Annotated in this window: 12 protein-coding genes and 2 pseudogenes; 6 read left to right on the top strand and 8 right to left on the bottom strand. The window is 61.5% G+C overall.

The window, feature by feature from the left end; translation table 11 throughout:
* Nucleotides 1-4 precede the first annotated feature (4 nt).
* From pilP to TMS3_RS19890, 7 genes are all read right to left on the bottom strand, one after another.
* Entirely contained in the window at nt 5-550 is a 546-nt protein-coding gene (gene pilP, locus TMS3_RS19925; protein WP_025167058.1) for a type IV pilus biogenesis protein PilP, read from the bottom strand.
* Nucleotides 534-1,865: a type 4b pilus protein PilO2 gene (pilO2, locus tag TMS3_RS19920; RefSeq protein WP_152985536.1), complete on the bottom strand. Its 1,332-nt coding sequence runs from the start codon at nt 1,863-1,865 to the stop codon at nt 534-536. The genes pilP and pilO2 overlap by 17 nt, the downstream gene beginning before the upstream one ends.
* Before the next feature lie 2 nt (nt 1,866-1,867).
* Nucleotides 1,868-3,592: a PilN family type IVB pilus formation outer membrane protein gene (gene pilN, locus TMS3_RS19915; RefSeq protein ID WP_025167056.1), complete on the bottom strand. Its 1,725-nt coding sequence runs from the start codon at nt 3,590-3,592 to the stop codon at nt 1,868-1,870.
* Nucleotides 3,592-4,740, bottom strand: coding sequence for a PFGI-1 class ICE element type IV pilus protein PilL2 (pilL2, locus tag TMS3_RS19910; RefSeq protein ID WP_025167055.1), 1,149 nt, complete (start codon nt 4,738-4,740; stop codon nt 3,592-3,594). The genes pilN and pilL2 overlap by 1 nt, the downstream gene beginning before the upstream one ends.
* Before the next feature lie 902 nt (nt 4,741-5,642).
* Complete coding sequence (locus tag TMS3_RS19900; RefSeq protein ID WP_025167053.1) at nt 5,643-6,983, bottom strand: sensor histidine kinase; 1,341 nt, start codon at nt 6,981-6,983, stop codon at nt 5,643-5,645.
* Nucleotides 6,980-7,675 carry a response regulator gene (locus TMS3_RS19895; RefSeq protein ID WP_025167052.1) on the bottom strand — a complete coding sequence of 232 codons (696 nt, stop codon included), beginning with the start codon at nt 7,673-7,675 and terminating at the stop codon, nt 6,980-6,982. The genes TMS3_RS19900 and TMS3_RS19895 overlap by 4 nt, the downstream gene beginning before the upstream one ends.
* 164 nt (nt 7,676-7,839) lie before the next feature.
* Nucleotides 7,840-8,793 (bottom strand): IS1595-like element ISPsta1 family transposase, encoded by a 954-nt coding sequence (locus TMS3_RS19890; RefSeq protein ID WP_025167051.1) that lies wholly within the window; start codon nt 8,791-8,793, stop codon nt 7,840-7,842.
* 137 nt (nt 8,794-8,930) lie between these two features.
* On the opposite strand from TMS3_RS19890, the gene dsbD reads away from it, so the two are divergent.
* From dsbD to TMS3_RS19865, 5 genes are read left to right on the top strand one after another with little or no spacing between them, the layout of a single operon-like run.
* A complete protein-coding gene (gene dsbD / locus TMS3_RS19885) occupies nt 8,931-10,676 on the top strand; it encodes a protein-disulfide reductase DsbD (protein ID WP_025167050.1) in 1,746 nt (581 codons plus the stop codon).
* Nucleotides 10,676-11,491: a TlpA family protein disulfide reductase gene (locus tag TMS3_RS19880; RefSeq protein WP_025167049.1), complete on the top strand. Its 816-nt coding sequence runs from the start codon at nt 10,676-10,678 to the stop codon at nt 11,489-11,491. Before dsbD ends, TMS3_RS19880 begins: the two co-directional genes overlap by 1 nt.
* Complete coding sequence (dsbG, locus tag TMS3_RS19875; RefSeq protein ID WP_025167048.1) at nt 11,488-12,267, top strand: thiol:disulfide interchange protein DsbG; 780 nt, start codon at nt 11,488-11,490, stop codon at nt 12,265-12,267. Before TMS3_RS19880 ends, dsbG begins: the two co-directional genes overlap by 4 nt.
* Nucleotides 12,268-12,322: 55 nt before the next feature.
* The gene (locus tag TMS3_RS19870) at nt 12,323-12,970 is read left to right on the top strand and encodes a c-type cytochrome (RefSeq protein ID WP_025167047.1); all 648 of its coding nucleotides are present in this window, start codon (nt 12,323-12,325) and stop codon (nt 12,968-12,970) included.
* Nucleotides 12,967-13,884 carry a c-type cytochrome gene (locus tag TMS3_RS19865; RefSeq protein ID WP_025167046.1) on the top strand — a complete coding sequence of 306 codons (918 nt, stop codon included), beginning with the start codon at nt 12,967-12,969 and terminating at the stop codon, nt 13,882-13,884. Before TMS3_RS19870 ends, TMS3_RS19865 begins: the two co-directional genes overlap by 4 nt.
* 451 nt (nt 13,885-14,335) lie before the next feature.
* Here TMS3_RS19865 and TMS3_RS19860 read toward each other — a convergent pair.
* Nucleotides 14,336-15,766: pseudogene (locus TMS3_RS19860) on the bottom strand (IS1182 family transposase).
* A 125-nt stretch (nt 15,767-15,891) separates the two neighbouring features.
* On the opposite strand from TMS3_RS19860, the pseudogene TMS3_RS19855 reads away from it, so the two are divergent.
* A pseudogene (locus TMS3_RS19855) lies at nt 15,892-16,917 on the top strand (IS110 family RNA-guided transposase).
* The last annotated feature ends 142 nt before the right edge of the window (nt 16,918-17,059 follow it).

The following is a 17,059-nucleotide window of genomic DNA, read 5'->3' as shown; positions in this document are numbered from 1 at the left end:
GTCCTCAGCGATCGTAGGTGGACGGGGGCATCTGGCCGGGCACCGCGCCAGGTAGAGCCGGCGCGATGGGCATGGCCAGTCCTTGTGGAGTCGACTCAACGGTGGGGGCCGTGTTGGAGAAGCCGACGGGGAAGCGCTTGCCGTCCTTGCTCAGCAGCACCTTGTCCAGGCTGATCGACTCCACGCGGTACCCCCCAGGCAGATCCTGGCCTTGGCCCGCATCGGCTTCATAACCGCCAGCGAACAAGAAGGAGGCCGTCATCTTGCCGCCAGAGCCGTAGATGGTCCTAACCACCGGTGCAGGCAACGACATCTCCGCCGGCGGCAGGGTAGAACTGATCGTCATTCCCTGCTCCAGGGTGACGTTGCGCCCCTGTAGCTTGGATCTGGCTTCCTCGAGGCGAACCTTGGCCTCGGCCAAGACGGTTTCGGCCTGGACGTCCGACAGCTCGCCCACTGTCGAGGAGGCATGGACCGGAAGCGCGAGCCCTGTCAGGTTGGCCAGCAGAAACAGCGACAGGGACAACAGCGCATCATTGAGGCTTCGCATAAATCTCTCCTGCTACAGACCAGGCGAGCTGGCTGTTCTTGAGGGTGGTTTCGATGAGCGTGGTGCGCACGCCTATGCCCGGCAGGTCTTCCAGTGAGAGCACCGGCGGCAGCGTCGATTCCGCATGGAAGGTGAACTTCGTCCAGGGCGGAGTGACTGTTATGGCTGGCTGGTCGTTACCCGGCAGTTGCTGGATCGGCTCGGCCTGGGCGGGGGCTAGCCGCGGTGCGATGCCTTGCTGGTAGAAGTAGCTGGTCACCGCCTGCAGGACCTGGTCCTGCGAGGGCAACTCCTCGTTGCTGCCAATAGCCACCTTGAGCGGGACGCGCACGCCGACCGTATTACCGTCGTCGATCAGGAAGGCAGGGGCCTCTTCGAACAACAAGGCAGACGCTTCGGTGAATTGCTTGGCGGTGCTGGTCCCAGCCCGCTGGTAGGTGGCGGCCAACGCCAGGCCATCGCACGTGGCCGACTCGAACTGCCAGCCGGTGATCGACAGCGGCAATACCCGTTCGGCCTTGCTGCAGGCCTTCACCAGGTCTTGGGTGTCCGGCAGCGAGGCCCATGGATGTTCCAGGGCGGCGAGATCCAGCGGAGACTTGGCCTGAGCGTTCTTGGCCGCCAGCTCAGCCAGGCGTTGCCGCTCGGCTTCGAGAGCCGCTTGCCGAGCAAGCTCCTCCTGGTGGGACTGCCACAGATGGAAGCCCATGCCGGCGCCGATGAGCAGTCCGGTGCAGACTCCGACGGTGACCAGCTCCTTGCGCGACAGGCCGAATGTGAGTTGACGTAATTTGTACCCATTGCGCAAGCGCTTGGGGGCGAGCAGTTCCTCGATGTCAAAAGGCCTGACGTCGAAGCCGAATCCCTCCGGCACGAAGAGCTGGGCGTTCTTCAGCAGGCCGCGGTTCTGCAGGACGGTGATGCGTTGTTTCGCATCGGCGAACGTCGTGACCAGATCCCCGCCGGGAATGATTGCCCCCTCGGCGGTGCCGGCGATGGCGTATAGGTCCTCGTCGATCTTCCAGCAGGCCACGAAGTCCGCATCGAACTGGCCGGCCAGCGCCGTGGCCATCGAGTACATGCCCTTGACCGCGCCCAATTTCTTGGCGACGAAGCCCGCCTGAATCTTGGTGGGTGCCTCTCGGATGGCCACGATATCCAGCCCGTGCTCCTTGCCGTAGGCACGCGCCTCCTTCATGAACTGCCGGGGAGTGCTCAGTGGATGCCAATAAAGGCCGGTCACGAACTTGCGGCCGTTATAGGTCAGGACGCGGACCCAGGATGCTGGGTCGGGGCGGGTGATGTCATTTTCCATGGTCAGCCCATCACCACCGGCGTAATCAGAACCACGATGACGTTTCGTCCGGTATTACGCATGCGCCCGCCGCCCAGGCCGAAGAAATCGGAATCGCCGGTACCGAGCTTGCTGCTGTCCTCCGTGTCTTGCTCGAAGCCGCTGAGTACCAGGGTTTCGCCACTACGCAGCCTCACCTTCTGGTCGAAGATCTGCACGCCGAAGCTGGGAAATTGAGCTCTGGACTCGCCGCTAGTGACCGTCTCGAATGTCGGCTCAGAGGACATGTTGATGTTGATCTTCAGCAGCAGCTCGCTGTCCGGCATGACGAAGGGGATCAGCGACATGTTGTAGCCGCTGGTCACAGTGCCTGGGATCAGGGAAGTGGTAGTTCCCACTTGCGCCACGCTGCTGACCTGGCTGGAGGCGAGATAGCTCTTGAGCCTGCCAATCTGGATCGGCGCTGACTGCAGGTTGAGTGTCGTGACCGAGGGGGAACGCACGCTCAGGATGCGGCTCTGCTGCGACAGCGCCTGGAGCATCGCGTTGGAGCCTGCCCATGCACTGTTCGCCGTGTCCAAGATGCTGACCGAACCTGAGACCGCACTCGGGTCGATTCCGGGCGTAGTGTTCTTGAGTGAAATGCCCCACTTGTTGCTCAGCGACCTGTAGACAAGATCCCAATCGATGCCGATTTGGTCGCGATCCGTGAGCTCCACCGTGACGACTTTGACGTTGAGGATCACCTGCTTGGTGATGCTGTCGTTTTCATGGTTGATGGCCAGCTCGACCCTGCGCAGCACGTCCGGTCGGTCGGTGACGGTCAGGGTGCCGGTGGCACGGGACAGCGCCATACGACCGACACCTGGCGTGAGCATCGATTTAACGCTGCCCTCAATGTCATTCAGGATCGAGGTCTTGAGGGAGACGCTGGTGGCCTGAGTGCTGCCAGAGTCACCACTGATGCCTGATGAACCGCCGCCACCTCCGCCGGAGGAGCCGTCTCCGCTGGCCCCGGTGGATGCGGTCATGCCGGAGCGGACGGTGGAGTCGACATGGGTCGTGTCGTCGAAGGCGTAGACCCGGAAGGTCTTGGTGTCGAGGTAGTAGATGACGACCGCCTTCTCAGCAGGATCGAATCGCCAGGAGACCCCGCTGCGCGAGGTGATCAAATCGAGGAAGCCCGAGACCTTGTCGTTCCAACTGATGTTGGAGATCAGGCGCGAACCGCCGGCCCCGAGCCCGCCGAATGAGCCAAAGTTATTGCCCAGCGATCCTCCGGCACCGGCCACGGAGCTTGGGAACAGCATGCTTGCCATATCCTGGTTGGACGGGGTGGTGGGCGGGGAGCTGCTGGTCACGGTCGGCGCCGAGATCGACCCCGCGGGGTTGAGCGCATCAGGCGTGATTTGCACGTTCAGCTTGCATTGGCTGATTACCTCCTGCGCCGCCTGCTGAAGGGAGACGCTGCCAACCGGCTTCCAGATGAAGGTGCAGTCCTGGTGCTTAGTCAGCCCGCGCTTCGAAACGATCGGTTGGGTACTGACCCAGGGCCTGTCGGAGAAAACGACGGTATCGCGCTTCGGTTCCACCTGGTTGTTGCGCAGGGTTGCCGCAATGGCGCTGGCAGAGTCGGCGGCCGCCTCGCTGCGCTGCATCGACTCGTTGACGCGCTGGATCCCGCAGCCGGAAATGACGAGTGCTAACAGGGTGAGGGCGGTGATGGATTTCAGGTTGGGCTTGATCATCATTTTTTCTCGACGACCTCGATCAGCCGCTGGGAGGGAGGCGAAATGTTGACGTAGAACGGACGCGGCGCCCTGTCGTACAGCGGGAAGACCTGGCTGATGGCTTCAGGGAAAGAGCCCTCGAAGTGCAGGGGCGCCTCTATTGGGTAGTCCAACCCGACCGCTCGCCAGATAACCGTCCAGTTAGCGCGTTTGGCCCAGTCCTCCACGGAGTCGCGAAGCGTTGAACCAGAGGCGGCCATCCATATCTGAGGCAGCGGCCGCGGAGCCGGGGTAGGGGGCGCAGCGGTCTTGGTCGACAGACCGGCAACGGCGACCGGCGTGCTGGCGGTGCTTGGCTTGGAAGCGACGTCCACGCCGCCAGGGCCCTTGGCCTGGCCTGGCGCCGGGGAAGAGGTGGCCGTGGCAATAGGGCCATCCTTGGCGGGTGCCACTGGGGAGAGCACAGGGTGCTGCGTGGGACTGCTGGAGGCCTTCGGGGGAGTCGCAGTGGATGCAGCGTTAATGGCGGGAGGTGTCGTTACCGTTGAAACGATAACGCCGCTATTGGAGCTGGAGTCGCCAGAAGTGCTGTTGCCGGACGCCGGCGTCGACAGTGTGGCGTTCTGCTTAGCGTAGAGCGTGGTCGATGGTTGCGGTGGATCGGGCAACTGATAGCCCGGGCGCAGCACGAAGCACACCTGGCGGTTGACCTCGTCCACCTTCACCTGCCAGGCGGGACCCGACAGCACCTGCAGGGTGTTACGCAGGGTCATGGGACCGAGCTTGTACTGGGCGGCCGGTAGGGGCCGGGTGTACAGGATATTGACGTGCCCGCTGTCAGTTGGGCAGAGCGAGTAGCCCGAGCGGTCGACGACATACTGCATCGCATCACGGACATTCGGATGCATGTTCGCCGGGATCGTCACGTCGATGATCTGCGCCATCAAGTCACGCTGGCCAGCGCCTGGCTGGGTATTGACGAGCGTGTAGCGGCCGTATCGCACGACTGGCTCTTTCTCGGCGACCGCACCATTGGGGTACAGGTCGGGAGCGAGCAGATCAGGGTTGCGGCTGCTGTCGAAAGCCGGTTTGGGCTGTTCAACTTTCTGGGTGGTGCAGCTGGCGACGAGCGCGAGCAGCGAGAGAGTGGTCAACTGCCTGATCATGTACCGTGAGGCCCCCTTTGATGATGGGGGCCACGTTGGCAGGCCTATTGCCATGGTGCAGCAGGAAATACATACACCAGCAGGCCGGCATTTTTTTACTCACGCCGAGTGAAAAATGCAGCCCTGCTAGGTTAAGTGTTGCCGGAGAGAGGGGGGGGGACAGAAGTTCGTGTTGATCAACGAACTTCCGTGAGACTTCAGTGAGGCAATGCTCGTCATGAAGTGCTGCCATCGATCCCAAACAGCGAGCAGTGACCGACAGCGGTTGACTCAAGCCGGATGGTCGCGACAGGTAGGAGCCGGCCAGGAGCGGTCATCCGTGACCGGCAGCAGTCGACCCAAGGCTGACGTTGGCTCAACCCAGCGGACGGTGTTCAACCTGTTCGCAGTAATGGCGAACGTTTGCCGTCAGGTCAGGCGGACACACGCCGCACTGGTGATCCCCCGGGACAGTATGATCAGTTCTCTTGGAGCAGGGTTGAAGAGCCGCTTGTTGCCAAGGGTTGAGTGACGCCGGTCACCGATCGACTTTCCACACGCTGAGCCAGCGCCATGGCAGGGATAGATGTCCATCCGGTCGCCAAGCGGCAGGTAACGATCAAAGAGGGAGTGGAACAACTCGCCGACCAGTTTTCGCTCGCTGCCCTCGCCAAGCAAATCGGGGTCCCGACAGCGAGGTTGAACAGCGTGTCGCCGATGAACAGGGCGAATGGCTTGTTGCTATGCTGCGCATCGAACAGCAACAGCGAAATGTGTTCGGGTGTATGCCTAGGCGAATGCATGATCTGCCTCCGTACCTGACCGAGCCCCAATGTATCGCCACCTCTATGAAAAGGCAGGGCGGGGTTGCCCAATATTTATTCGGACGATGTGTGCTGCTGGTCGTTCAGGCTTTCGGCCGATCACTGCTCCACATCTCCAGGCTGCAAGCCGACGACGAACTCGACTCGCAGGCCATCATCATGGGACACGAACTTGAGCTCGCAGTCACAGCGCTCTGCGATCGCCTTGACGATGGACAGTCCCAGCCCACTGCCATCGCCTTGGCTGCTTCGCCAGAAACGTTCGGTGAAGCGCTCGACCAGTTCGGGCGCAATGCCCGGCCCCTGATCCTGCACGGTGAAGCGGATCTTGCTTTCGCCCAGTTGCTCCAGCGTCAGGCAAACGACTGTGCCGTCCCGCGTATGGCGACGAGCGTTGTCCAGGAGGTTGCGCAGGGCTGCAATAGCCAATAGAGGTGGCATCGCCAGAACGCTGCGAGACACGTTGTCAGTCGCGTGCAACTCGACAGGTGGGCCGGCCTGCTGGCTGGCGTCGGTAATCGCCAGTTGCGCCACTTCGAGTGCGCTGCAGCGAAGGCCGTCATCGAAGGAAACCCGGCCTTCCACGCGCGCGAGCAGGAGCAACTGTTCCAGCGTGCGATGCAGGCGATCGGTGCCGATTTCCGCCTGGGCCAGGGCACGTTTGGCGGTGTCACCCGCGGTCATGGCCGCGACCTGCAGGTGAGTCTTGATTGCCGTCAGCGGGCTGCGTAATTCATGTGCGGCGTCATCGGTCAGTCGCCGTTCGCGCTCGAGCATCTGCCCGATCCGTGCGAACAGCTGATTTTGCGCTTCGAGCAGCGGCGCCAGTTCCGCTGGCAAGCGCTCGATGTGCAGCGGCTCGACCGAGTCGGCGCTACGTTGCGCGAGGGCGTTGCGGATTCGCCTGAGCGGCGATAGGCCGTTGCCGATGCCGATCCAGAGCACGATCAGGCTTCCCAGCAGGGCAACCAATACCGGCAGCGCCGCGGCCAGTAGCACCGAGCGCTTCAGCGCGTCGCGTTCATCGAGGCGATCGGCCGTGGTGATGCGCATCCCGTGCTGAATCAGGGTAAAGCTTCGCCAGGCCGTGCCGCCGATCAGTTGATCGTGAAAACCAGTGCGCTGGGCATCGAGAGCGCTGTCCGGCGCCGCGTGGCTGCGCGCCAAAACCTCGCCGCGCAAGGAGCTGACCTGGCAGGCGAGGCCATTCTGGATGCCGAGCTGCTCTGCACTCAAGCGAGTCACGCCGCCTTCGCCCAGCTGTGGTTGCGGGAGTTGAATCAGCAGGCCGGCGACCATCCGGGCCGATGCTGCAAGGCGCTGGTCGAGTGTCAGCATGAGCTGGTTACGCACGTCGAACAGCATCCAGGTCGCCGCCAGCGCCCAGAGCAGCACGAAGGCAGAACCGAGCGTGAGCGTCAGACGAAGGCGCAAACTCATGAGTCGGCATCCCCCATCGGGTCCGTCGCCGCTGCGGCGACACCCAGGCGATAGCCGAGGCCCCTCACCGTTTCGACGATGCCATTGCCAAGCTTGCGGCGAAGGTGATGGATATGAACATTGAGTGCGTTGCTTTCGACGTCGTCGCCCAGTCCGTACACCGCATCTTTCAGCTGCTCGGCTGAAAGTACGCGACCGGGATGCTGCAGAAGCGCCTGCAGCAACGCCTGTTCGCGGCGGGACAGGTCGATCGGTTCACCTGCCATGAAGGCCGCGCAGGCGGCAGGGTCATAGGTGAGCGGCCCGTGCTCGATAAGATGGGTCGCTCGCCCGGCGGCCCGGCGCAGTAGGGCGTGCAGGCGGGCAGCCAGTTCACGCAGATCGAATGGTTTGACCAGATAGTCGTCGGCGCCCGCCTGGAGTCCCGAGACGCGTTCGGCCACCGCATCTCGAGCGGTCAGAATCAGCACCGGTAGCTCGAGCCCGCGACGGCGCAGACGGTGAAGGAAATGCAGGCCATCCTCGTCGGGCAAGCCCAGGTCGAGAATCATCAGATCGAAGCGGGCGGCGCGCAGCAGCGCGTCGGCCTGTGCAGCCGTGGCGGCATGGGCCACGGTGAATCCCTGGGCTTCGAGCCCAGCGACTATGCCGCTCGCGATGAGCGCGTTGTCTTCTGTCAGTAGTACATGCATGGGTTGGGATCGCGTGAATACGCCGCTAAGTGTCGTCCGCCAGGATTAACGGAGCATTATGGATGGTACGCCGACTTCGTCCATATCGGCGGCGGCCATCGCTTTGCCAGGTTCAGTGCATGCCCGCAGCTGGCCGTTACCCAGCGCCTGGCGATTCGTTAAGGCTATGTCTGAGTTAACTGTTGCACGTCCGTATACCCCAGCGACTCCCCCAAGCAAATCAATGGGTTGATCTGCGCGTTGTAGCGCTCAAGCAGGCGCCGCCAGCCCAGATAGTTCGTTAGGTACTTGGTGGCCACACCATGAAAAGGAATCATCCAGCTCTTGAGCCGGCTATCGTAGGCGTTCACGTTCTGGATGTGGAAAGCCCCATCAACCCGGCGCTTCTGGCTCGGGTTTATCGGTCGATGAGTAATGCCTGCTGCTTTGGCAAAGTGGGCATAGACACCTGCACTGTCGGTACAAAGAATCGCGTCCACATCAACCAGGGGGCGTAGCTGTTCCCCGACGTGAACCGCATCGAGTTTTTCAAGCTTGAAGTCAGCCTGTTGACCACTGCGATCTCTCACCACCAACACCGGGATCTGTTCGGCAGACAACCCGCGTCGTTTGGCACTTCCTCCGCGTTTGCGAGGTGGCCGGGGCAGTTTTCGCTGGCCCTTGAAGGATTCCAGGAAGAAGGTTTCATCCGCTTCGACAATGCCAGATGCATGCTGGGCTTGGTGACCGGCAATCCGAGAAAGAAACCTGTGCCGCCACAAGAAAGCCGTGTTCTTGCTGACGCCGCAATGGATTGCGGCCTTGCGTACGCTCAGGCTCTGGATCAGTGCTTCTGCATAGTCTTGCCAAAGATGGCGCTTTCGCAATCGCGCCATAGGAGTGCCCGTCAGGGCATTACTGGTTTTGCCGCAAGCCTTGCAGCGGTACCGAGGCAAGTCACTACTGGCGCCCCATGGGCGCAGCTCTCTGGACTGACAATGTGGGCAGTGACTGGGGGCTTTGATTGCGTCCGGCGGGAGCCCGCTAGCCCGCGAAAGGCTAGTTCTCAACTGATCGCGCTGCTTTGGGTTGAGGGTGGAGAGCTGTGCTATCCACCGTGAAAACTGAATCGCCTTCATGATCAATCCCTCGCACTCGGAGATGTCACGATTCAGTTTAGGCCACTGCAACAGTTAACTCAGACATAGCCTTCGTTAATGGCCTCTTAATCCCGGGCCGCCATGCTCACCCCGTATCTGTTTACAGGGTGTAGCGCATGCGAGCGATTATTCTTTTTATGGCCTGTTGCCTCTGGCTGGTTCAGCTGGCAACCGCCTCGCCGTTCACGCCGGGTCAGAAGCAGGAGGAGTTTTTGCCGGTGGACCAGGCGTTCAGCCTGCAGGTCGAACGACTCGACACTGGCGCAGCAGTGCTGAGTTGGGATATCGCACCGGGTTATTACCTCTATCAGGAGCGGCTGCGATTCGTTGGGCTGCCGGCGGGTAGCGAGCCGCTATTGCCCTCCGGCCAGCCTTATCACGACGACTATTTTGGGGACTCGCAGATCTATCGCGGCAGCCTGGAAGTGGTCATCCCGGATGCGGATGTAGGGACGCTCGAGCTGGGATGGCAGGGCTGCGCCGATGCAGGCCTCTGCTACCCGCCGCAGACGCGCACGGTAGATCTGGGCCAAGCCGGCGCGGGCCCGTCAGAATCCGCACAGGCCGATGATCAGGCCTTGGCGGGCGGTCTGCAGCAGCAGGCGCTTGGCTGGAGTCTGCTGATCTTCTTTGGGCTTGGCTTGCTGCTGGCCTTTGCGCCTTGCTCACTGCCCATGTTGCCGATCCTGGCCGGTATCGTGGTGGGCAGCCAAGCCAGCCCGCGTCGCGGTTTGGCCCTCGCTGCTGCGTATGTGGTCAGCATGGCGCTGGTTTATGCCGCACTTGGCGTCGTGGCCGCGCTGCTCGGGGAGAATCTGCAGGGATGGTTGATGCAGCCCTGGTTGATCGGGAGTTTTGCCGGCCTGTTCGTTCTGCTCTCCTTGCCGATGTTCGGTTTCTTCGAGCTGCAATTGCCCGCGGGCCTGCGTGACCGGCTGGAGCATGCCGGTCGCAAACGCAAGGGTGGCAGCCTGGCGGGGGCCAGTGCCCTGGGCGTGTTGTCGGGATTGCTGGTCGGGCCTTGCATGACCGCGCCTCTGGCGGCGGCGTTGCTGTACATCGCACAAAGCGGCAACGCCGTGCACGGCGGCCTGGTGCTGTTCGCCCTGGGCCTGGGAATAGGCACGCCGTTGCTGTTGCTGGTGACGCTGGGCAATCGCTTCCTGCCAAAGCCGGGTGCCTGGATGGATCGCGTCAAAGTCGTGTTCGGTTTTCTCTTTCTGGTCGCGGCGCTCTATGTGCTCCGCCCGTTGTTGCCGGATCCGCTATGGGTCGGGTTGTGGGGCGCGCTTTTGCTGGTAGTCGCGAGCGTGTTGCTGCAACTGTCGGGTCAACTCAAGCGGCATCAGGCGTTGAGCAGGTCCGTCGCGGCGTTATCCGGTCTAAGGGCTGTGGCCCTGGTGTTGGGAGCGGCGGGTGGTGCACAGGATCCGATCCGGCCGCTTGAGGTCTTCACCGGCGGCGTCGCTTCGGCGGCTACGGTCGAGGCTGCGCATGGTTTCGTCGGTTTCAGTGAGCCCGCCGTGCTTGATCGTGAACTCGCAGCAGCCAAAGCGGCGGGGCAATGGGTGCTGGTCGACTATTACGCAGACTGGTGCGTGTCCTGCAAGGTCATGGAAGAAGAGGTTTTCGGCGACGCGCAGGTGCAAGCTTCGCTCAAGGACGTGCGTGTGCTGCGCCCCGACGTGACGAAAACCAACGCGGCCAGTCGAGCGCTGCTGAACCGCTACCAAGTCATGGGGCCGCCGACGCTGCTGCTGATCGGCCCGGACGGCGTCGAGCGCCGCTCGCAGCGCATCACCGGTGAGGTCGACGCCGCCCAATTCCTCAGCAAGTGGAACGAAACCATGGAGCGAGGCTGATGTTGACGATCAATGCCGGTCCCCTGGCACTGGCCGTGCCGCATGTGGTGCTGCTGGTGAGCCTGTTTTTGGCGGTGCTGACCGGCTGGTGGGTCGGACGGCGCAGCGAGCGCAATCCCGAGCAGCAGCTGTTCAGGTTGCTGCTGGTGGCATTGCTGGTCGCTCGCCTGGCCTTCGTGCTGGTGTACTTCGAGCATTTTCGTGACGAGCCCTGGCGCGTGATCGATATCCGCGACGGCGGTTTCATAGCCTGGCCCGGCGTGCTGGCCGCTGTGCTTCTCGGCGCATGGCTCGCCTGGCGCGAGGGAACCTTGCGCAAACCGCTTGGCTGGGCCGTGGCGGTGGGGGTGCTGAGCTGGGGGTTCGCTACCTTTGCACTCCATGCTTTCGAGCAGGGCACGCGCCTCCCCGAGATGGGCCTGCGGGATAACCAGGGCAAGCCGGTGGCCTTGCAGGACTTCGTCGGAAAACCCCTGGTCGTCAACCTGTGGGCTACCTGGTGCCCGCCGTGTCGGCGAGAAATGCCGGTACTGGCCGAAGCGCAGCGCAATGAATCCGACGTGACCTTCCTCTTCGTCAACCAGGGCGAGGGCGAGCGGCTCATCGCTGACTTCCTCCGCGCCGAAGGGCTCGGCCTGGAAAACGTACTGCTCGACACTGGCGGACGGCTTGGCCAGCGCATCGGATCTTCGGCATTGCCGACCACGCTTTTTTACGATGCCGAGGGGCGCCAGGTTGGCAGCCACCTCGGTGAACTGTCGCGCGCCAGTCTGGCACGCGCCCTTGAACAACTAGAGGTAAATACTCCGCCATGAATCTTGTGCGACCGATTTCCCTGTTCTTTTCCTCCATTGCTTTGCTGCCAGCGCCGCTAGCGCTGGCGCAAACCCTGCCACCCGCAATCCAGGCGATTGAAGCCCGCGGTGCCAAAGTTGTCGGCAGCTTTGATGCACCTGGCGGTTTACAAGGCTACGCCGCGCGCTATAACGGAGAGGGCATGGCGCTGTACCTGACGCCGGACGGTGATCACGTTCTGATCGGCAGTTTGCTTGATGCAAGTGGCGAAGACCTGACACGCGCCCCGCTTGAAAAACTGGTGTACGAACCCCTGGGCAAGGAAATGTGGCAAGGGCTCGAAAGCAGTACCTGGATTCAGGACGGCGCAGCTGAGGCGCCGCGGACCGTCTACATGTTTTCCGATCCGAACTGCCCGTTCTGCAACATGTTCTGGAAACAGGCACGGCCCTGGGTCGACGCCGGCGATGTTCAGCTTCGTCATGTAATGGTCGGCATGTTGCGTGCGGACAGCGCAGGAAAAGCCGCGGCATTGCTGGTTGCGAAGGATCCCCAGGCGGCCCTCAACGCCCATGAGGCGGCAGGCAAGGCAAGTAAACTGGAGCCGGTCGAAAGGATTTCGCCTAAGGTAAACGAACAGCTCGAGGCGAACCTGACATTGATGGGTGAAATGGGGGCCTCGGCAACGCCGGCAATTTACTACCTGGACGACGAGGGACGCCTGCAACAACAGCACGGTGCTCCTCGTCCCGATTCGCTGAAGCAGATCATGGGGCCGCTGTCCGCGAAACGTTGAACCGCTACCAAGCGGCCAGTGCCAATACCTAAAACAATAATGATGTGGAGGCTACATGAACGTCTCTCGCTGGCCCCTGGCAGGGCTGCTTTTAGCGATATCCGTGTCTGCCCAGGCGGCAGATCCGACCGCTGTCTATGGCAAAGGCGGCGCCAATACTGCCGCGATGGCGTGCGTCACCTGCCATGGTGCCGAGGCTGAGGGCATGGCCGCAGCCGGATTTCCGCGACTTGCCGGTTTGTCCGCCGTCTACATGCAAAGACAGCTGGCCGATTTCGCTTCCGGTGAACGCGCCAATCCGATCATGCAATCGATCGCTGCCGCCTTGAGTCCCGAGGAAGCGGACGCCGTCACCACGATGCTCGCCAACAAGCCGCGACCCGACGTCGAGCGAATCGGCCGCACGGCTGCGGCTCAAGGCCTTGGAGAAACACTGGCACTGCGTGGCGCATGGGAGCGCAACATCCCCGAATGTGTCTCCTGTCATGGACCTGGCGGTGTGGGTGTCGGCGATTCCTTTCCTCCACTCGCGGGGCAATCCGCCCAGTATCTGTCCTCGCAGCTGATCGCCTGGCGCCAAGGCACCCGTAAGAACGATCCCAACGACCTGATGGGCCACATCGCTCGTGGCCTCACCGAGGACGAGATCAAGGCCGTCTCGGCGTATTTCGCCAACTTGACCGACACAGGAGCCGGAAGATGAGAACTCACACAAGCGCCTTGCTGCTGTTCGCACTTGCCATTCCTGCACATGCGGCCGACATCGCAATGGAGGATCAGTCGCAGATTCGCATCGGCACAGCAGACCCCGCCAGCCGCACGTATTTTCAGCCCCCGCAGGAAAGCGAGCTCCCGGACAACGCCTTTGGAAAGCTGGTGCAGGAGGGCCGTGCCATCTTCGTCGATACAAAAAACCGTGCGCCGGAATATGTCGGTAACGGCCTTGCGTGCGCCAACTGCCACCTCGAGCAGGGGCGAAAAGCCAACTCCGCACCGCTGTGGGCGGCGTACACCATGTACCCGGCGTACCGGAAGAAGAACGACAAGGTGAACACCTACGCCGAGCGGTTGCAGGGGTGTTTTCAGTTCAGCATGAACGGCAAGGCTCCGGAAGCGGACGGTCCAATCATCGCGGCCCTCTCGGCCTATTCGTACTGGCTCGCGACTGGCGCACCGATCGCTCAGGAGCTGCCAGGCCGCGCCTATCCGCAAGTGCCGGAACCCGCAGGCGGCCATGACCTTGCTAAAGGGCAGCAGGTCTACACCGCGCAGTGCGCGGTGTGCCATGGCAAGAACGGCGAAGGGCAGAAGTCAGGTACCGATTATGTGTTCCCGCCGCTTTGGGGGGCGGACTCGTTCAATTGGGGCGCTGGCATGCATCGGATCAATACGGCCGCTGCGTTCATCAAGGAGAACATGCCCCTGGGCAAGGGCGGCAGCTTGTCGGATGAAGATGCCTGGCATGTGGCGGCATTCATGAACAGTCACGAGCGACCTCAGGACCCGCGCCTGATTGATGGCTCGGTAGAGAAGACTCGCGACAAGTATCACGCCAACGATGGCGTGAACCTGTACGGCGAGACGGTTGACGGAAAGCTGCTGGGCAAGGGCATCTAGCCTGGTTGAATGGTCTGTGATGGCGAAGGTCGATGGAGTGCCTGCCTGGGGTACTCTGCCTCTCCGCCATCCGCTGGCAAATGAAGGCCTTTGTTTCTTGCCACTACTCTCGCTCCCCCTGGGATGGATGGCTGTCACGTTGATACCAACCTTGATCTTTGGTCATTGCAACGGAAACCTGTCTTGGCAATCACGATAGCGGGGCGTGTCAATTGCCAAAAAATTGCTTGCCCGATGCATCAAGACACAAAAGCAGTATTACCCGAATGGCCGCTCTTGGCCCAGACCGTGTAAAAACGCAGCAAATGATGGCAATCAACTGCCGGGGGATTTTCTCAGCGTCCAGGAGGCCGCCGGAGGCCCAATCAGGCGCATTCGGTGATTCTGGTGGCTATGGCACTTTAGGCTTCGGCGCGCCTGCTGGAGGGCGGTAAGAGTCGTAAAACAGGCCTCAGGCCTTCATCGCTGCCATCAGGGCACCGCTGCCCAACACGCTCAACACGAGTTTGAGATTATAGGCGAGCACATGCAGGCTCATCTCGGTACTCACTCGGTCGAGAGTCTTGGTGAGGAAGTGGGTGGCGCCCATCCAAGACTTCAGCGTGCCGAACGGGTGCTCGACCGTCTGACGACGGATTCGCATCATCTCGAGCGCTTGATCCAGGCGACTCTGCATCGCCTCGAGCACCGCCTCATGCTCCCAGCGGCTCACTCGGCGCTCTGAGCTAGGCGTACAGTGCTCTTTCAACGCACATCCTTGGCAGTGCGAACTCCAGTAGCGGTGCAGCTTCAGCCCTTTCTCGACGCTTGAGTACCGCCAGATCAGGCTTTGCCCAGCAGGGCATCGGTACTCGTTCTTGGCTGCGTCATAGATGAAATCACCTTTGCCGAAGCGGCCAGCCGCTGTCGCACCCGAGGTCAGCGTCTTGGGTACGAAAACGGTGATTCCAGCGTCATGACACGCCAGGATTTCTTCGCCTTTGAAATACCCTCTGTCTGCGACCGCCGAGAGTTCCTCGACCCCCATGGCCTCTCGCGCCTGCTTGGCCATCGAGCTCAGCTGGTCTCGATCAACTCCGTTGTTCGTGACCTCGTGCGTCACGATCAGGTGGTGCTTCGCGTCGACCGCCGCCTGCACGTTGTAGCCGACCACTCCGGTGCCTCGCGTCTTCATCGAACGGGCATCGGGATCGGTCAGGGAGATCTGTTTATCCGGTGTTTCGTTGAGCTGAACCTCGATTTCCTTGAGTTCCTGCAGCTTCGTTTTCAAGGTCGCGATCTTGTCGTGGAGGCGTTCGGCTTTGACCTGCGCCACGGCAGGTTCCTGACGATCTGCAGTATCCAGTGCGCTCAGGTAGCGATTGATGCTGGACTCGATCTCCTCCATTCGCCGCTGAAGCTTGGCGCTGGTGAAGTTGCGGTCGCGGTTGTTGACCGCCTTGAACTTGCTGCCATCGATGGCCACAAGCGCTTCAGAGAACAGGCCAAGCTGCTGGCACAGCACCACGAACTGCCTACAGACGCCGCGGATTGCCTAGCCGTTATCCTTGCGGAAGTTAGCGATGGTCTTGAAGTCCGGCATCAACCGTCCGGTCAGCCACATCAACTCAACGTTGCGCTGAGCCTCGCGTTCGAGACGGCGACTGGACTGGATACGATTGAGGTAGCCGTAGATGTAGATCTTCAGGAGGTCGGCAGGATGGTAAGCGGGCCGACCTGTTTCAGCCGGGACGACACCTTCAAAACCCAGCGTGCCAAGGTCGAGTTCATCGACGAAAACATCGACCACCCGCACCGGGTTGGTGTCCGCCACATAGTCATCCAGGCTCTCGGGAAGCAGCGTGCTTTGGCCTCGATGCTCTCCCTGGATAAAACGCTTCATTGGCGTCTCCCACTAATTTCAAATCCATCAAATCATAGCAAGGTCGATGCCAACGTAATGGGATGGTCACCCCCACACCCCGCGAGGGCTATGCTCTCGCGGGGTTTATCTCGGAGGCCATCGCCATGAACAAAGTTGCACTGGTGGGTATCGATCTCGGCAAGCACAGCTTCCATCTGCATGGTCAGGATGGGGCAGGCCGGGCGATCTTTCGCAAGAAACTCTCGCGACTGCAGATGATGCGACTCTTCGGCAATCTGCCAGCCTGCACGGTGGTCATGGAGGCCTGTGCCGGAGCCCACTTCACGGCGCGGGAGCTCAACAAGCTCGGACACGTCGCCAAACTGATCTCACCGCAATTTGTCAGACCGTTCGTGAAGAGCAACAAGAACGACTTCGTGGATGCCGAGGCCATCTGCGAGGCCGCGTGCAGACCCTCCATGCGTTTTGTCGCACCCAAGACCGAGGCACAACAGACGCTGTCTGTTTTGCATCGCATGCGTGACGCCTTGGTGCGTGAGCGCACACAGGCCACCAACCAGGCACGTGGTTTCCTGCTGGAGTTCGGCATCTGCCTGCCCAAGGGCCTGGCAACCATGAAGCGACTCCCGAGCACTTTGTCAGAGCACTCGTTGCCGCCGCAACTGATGCAGTTGCTGATGCGACTGCATCAGCACTTCCTCTACTTGGATCAGCAGATCAAGTAGTTGGAGGGGCAGCTGGAGGCTCAAGTAGCCGAGGATGACTTGGGCAGTCGGTTGCTCAGCATGCCGGGAGTCGGACCGATCACAGCCAGCTTGCTGGCGGTCGAGATGGGCGATGGCCGGCAATACGCCAGTAGCCGCGACTTTTCCGCATCACTCGGGCTGGTGCCCCGGCAGTACAGCACAGGCGGTCGCACCAATCTGTTGGGCATCAGCAAGCGGGGTGACAAGCACCTCAGGCGTTTGCTGGTTCAGTGCGCTCGAGTCTATCTAATGCGACTTGAGCATCAGCGCGGGGCATTGGCGACTTGGGTGCGGGGCTTGCTCATTCGACGCCACTCGAACGTGGTGGCTTGCGCCCTGGCGAACAAACTGGCCCGCATTGCCTGGGCGATTGCCGTTAAGCACACTCGATATGAAGCCGAGCCAGATGGCTTGACCGCCTGACCCTACTGACTGAGCAGTACCACGACGACCTTTTCCGGTTTTGCGATAGCTGAATAGACGATGACGAGAACGGCCCACCGGCCTGATGAAGAACCTGATGTAAAAACTGGCTTTCGAAGCCGCCAACGTTTTCAGGATCCTC

The organism is Pseudomonas taeanensis MS-3, from assembly GCF_000498575.2.
Lineage (GTDB): Bacteria > Pseudomonadota > Gammaproteobacteria > Pseudomonadales > Pseudomonadaceae > Aquipseudomonas > Aquipseudomonas taeanensis.
This window is presented reverse-complemented; position numbering and strand designations above follow the sequence as displayed.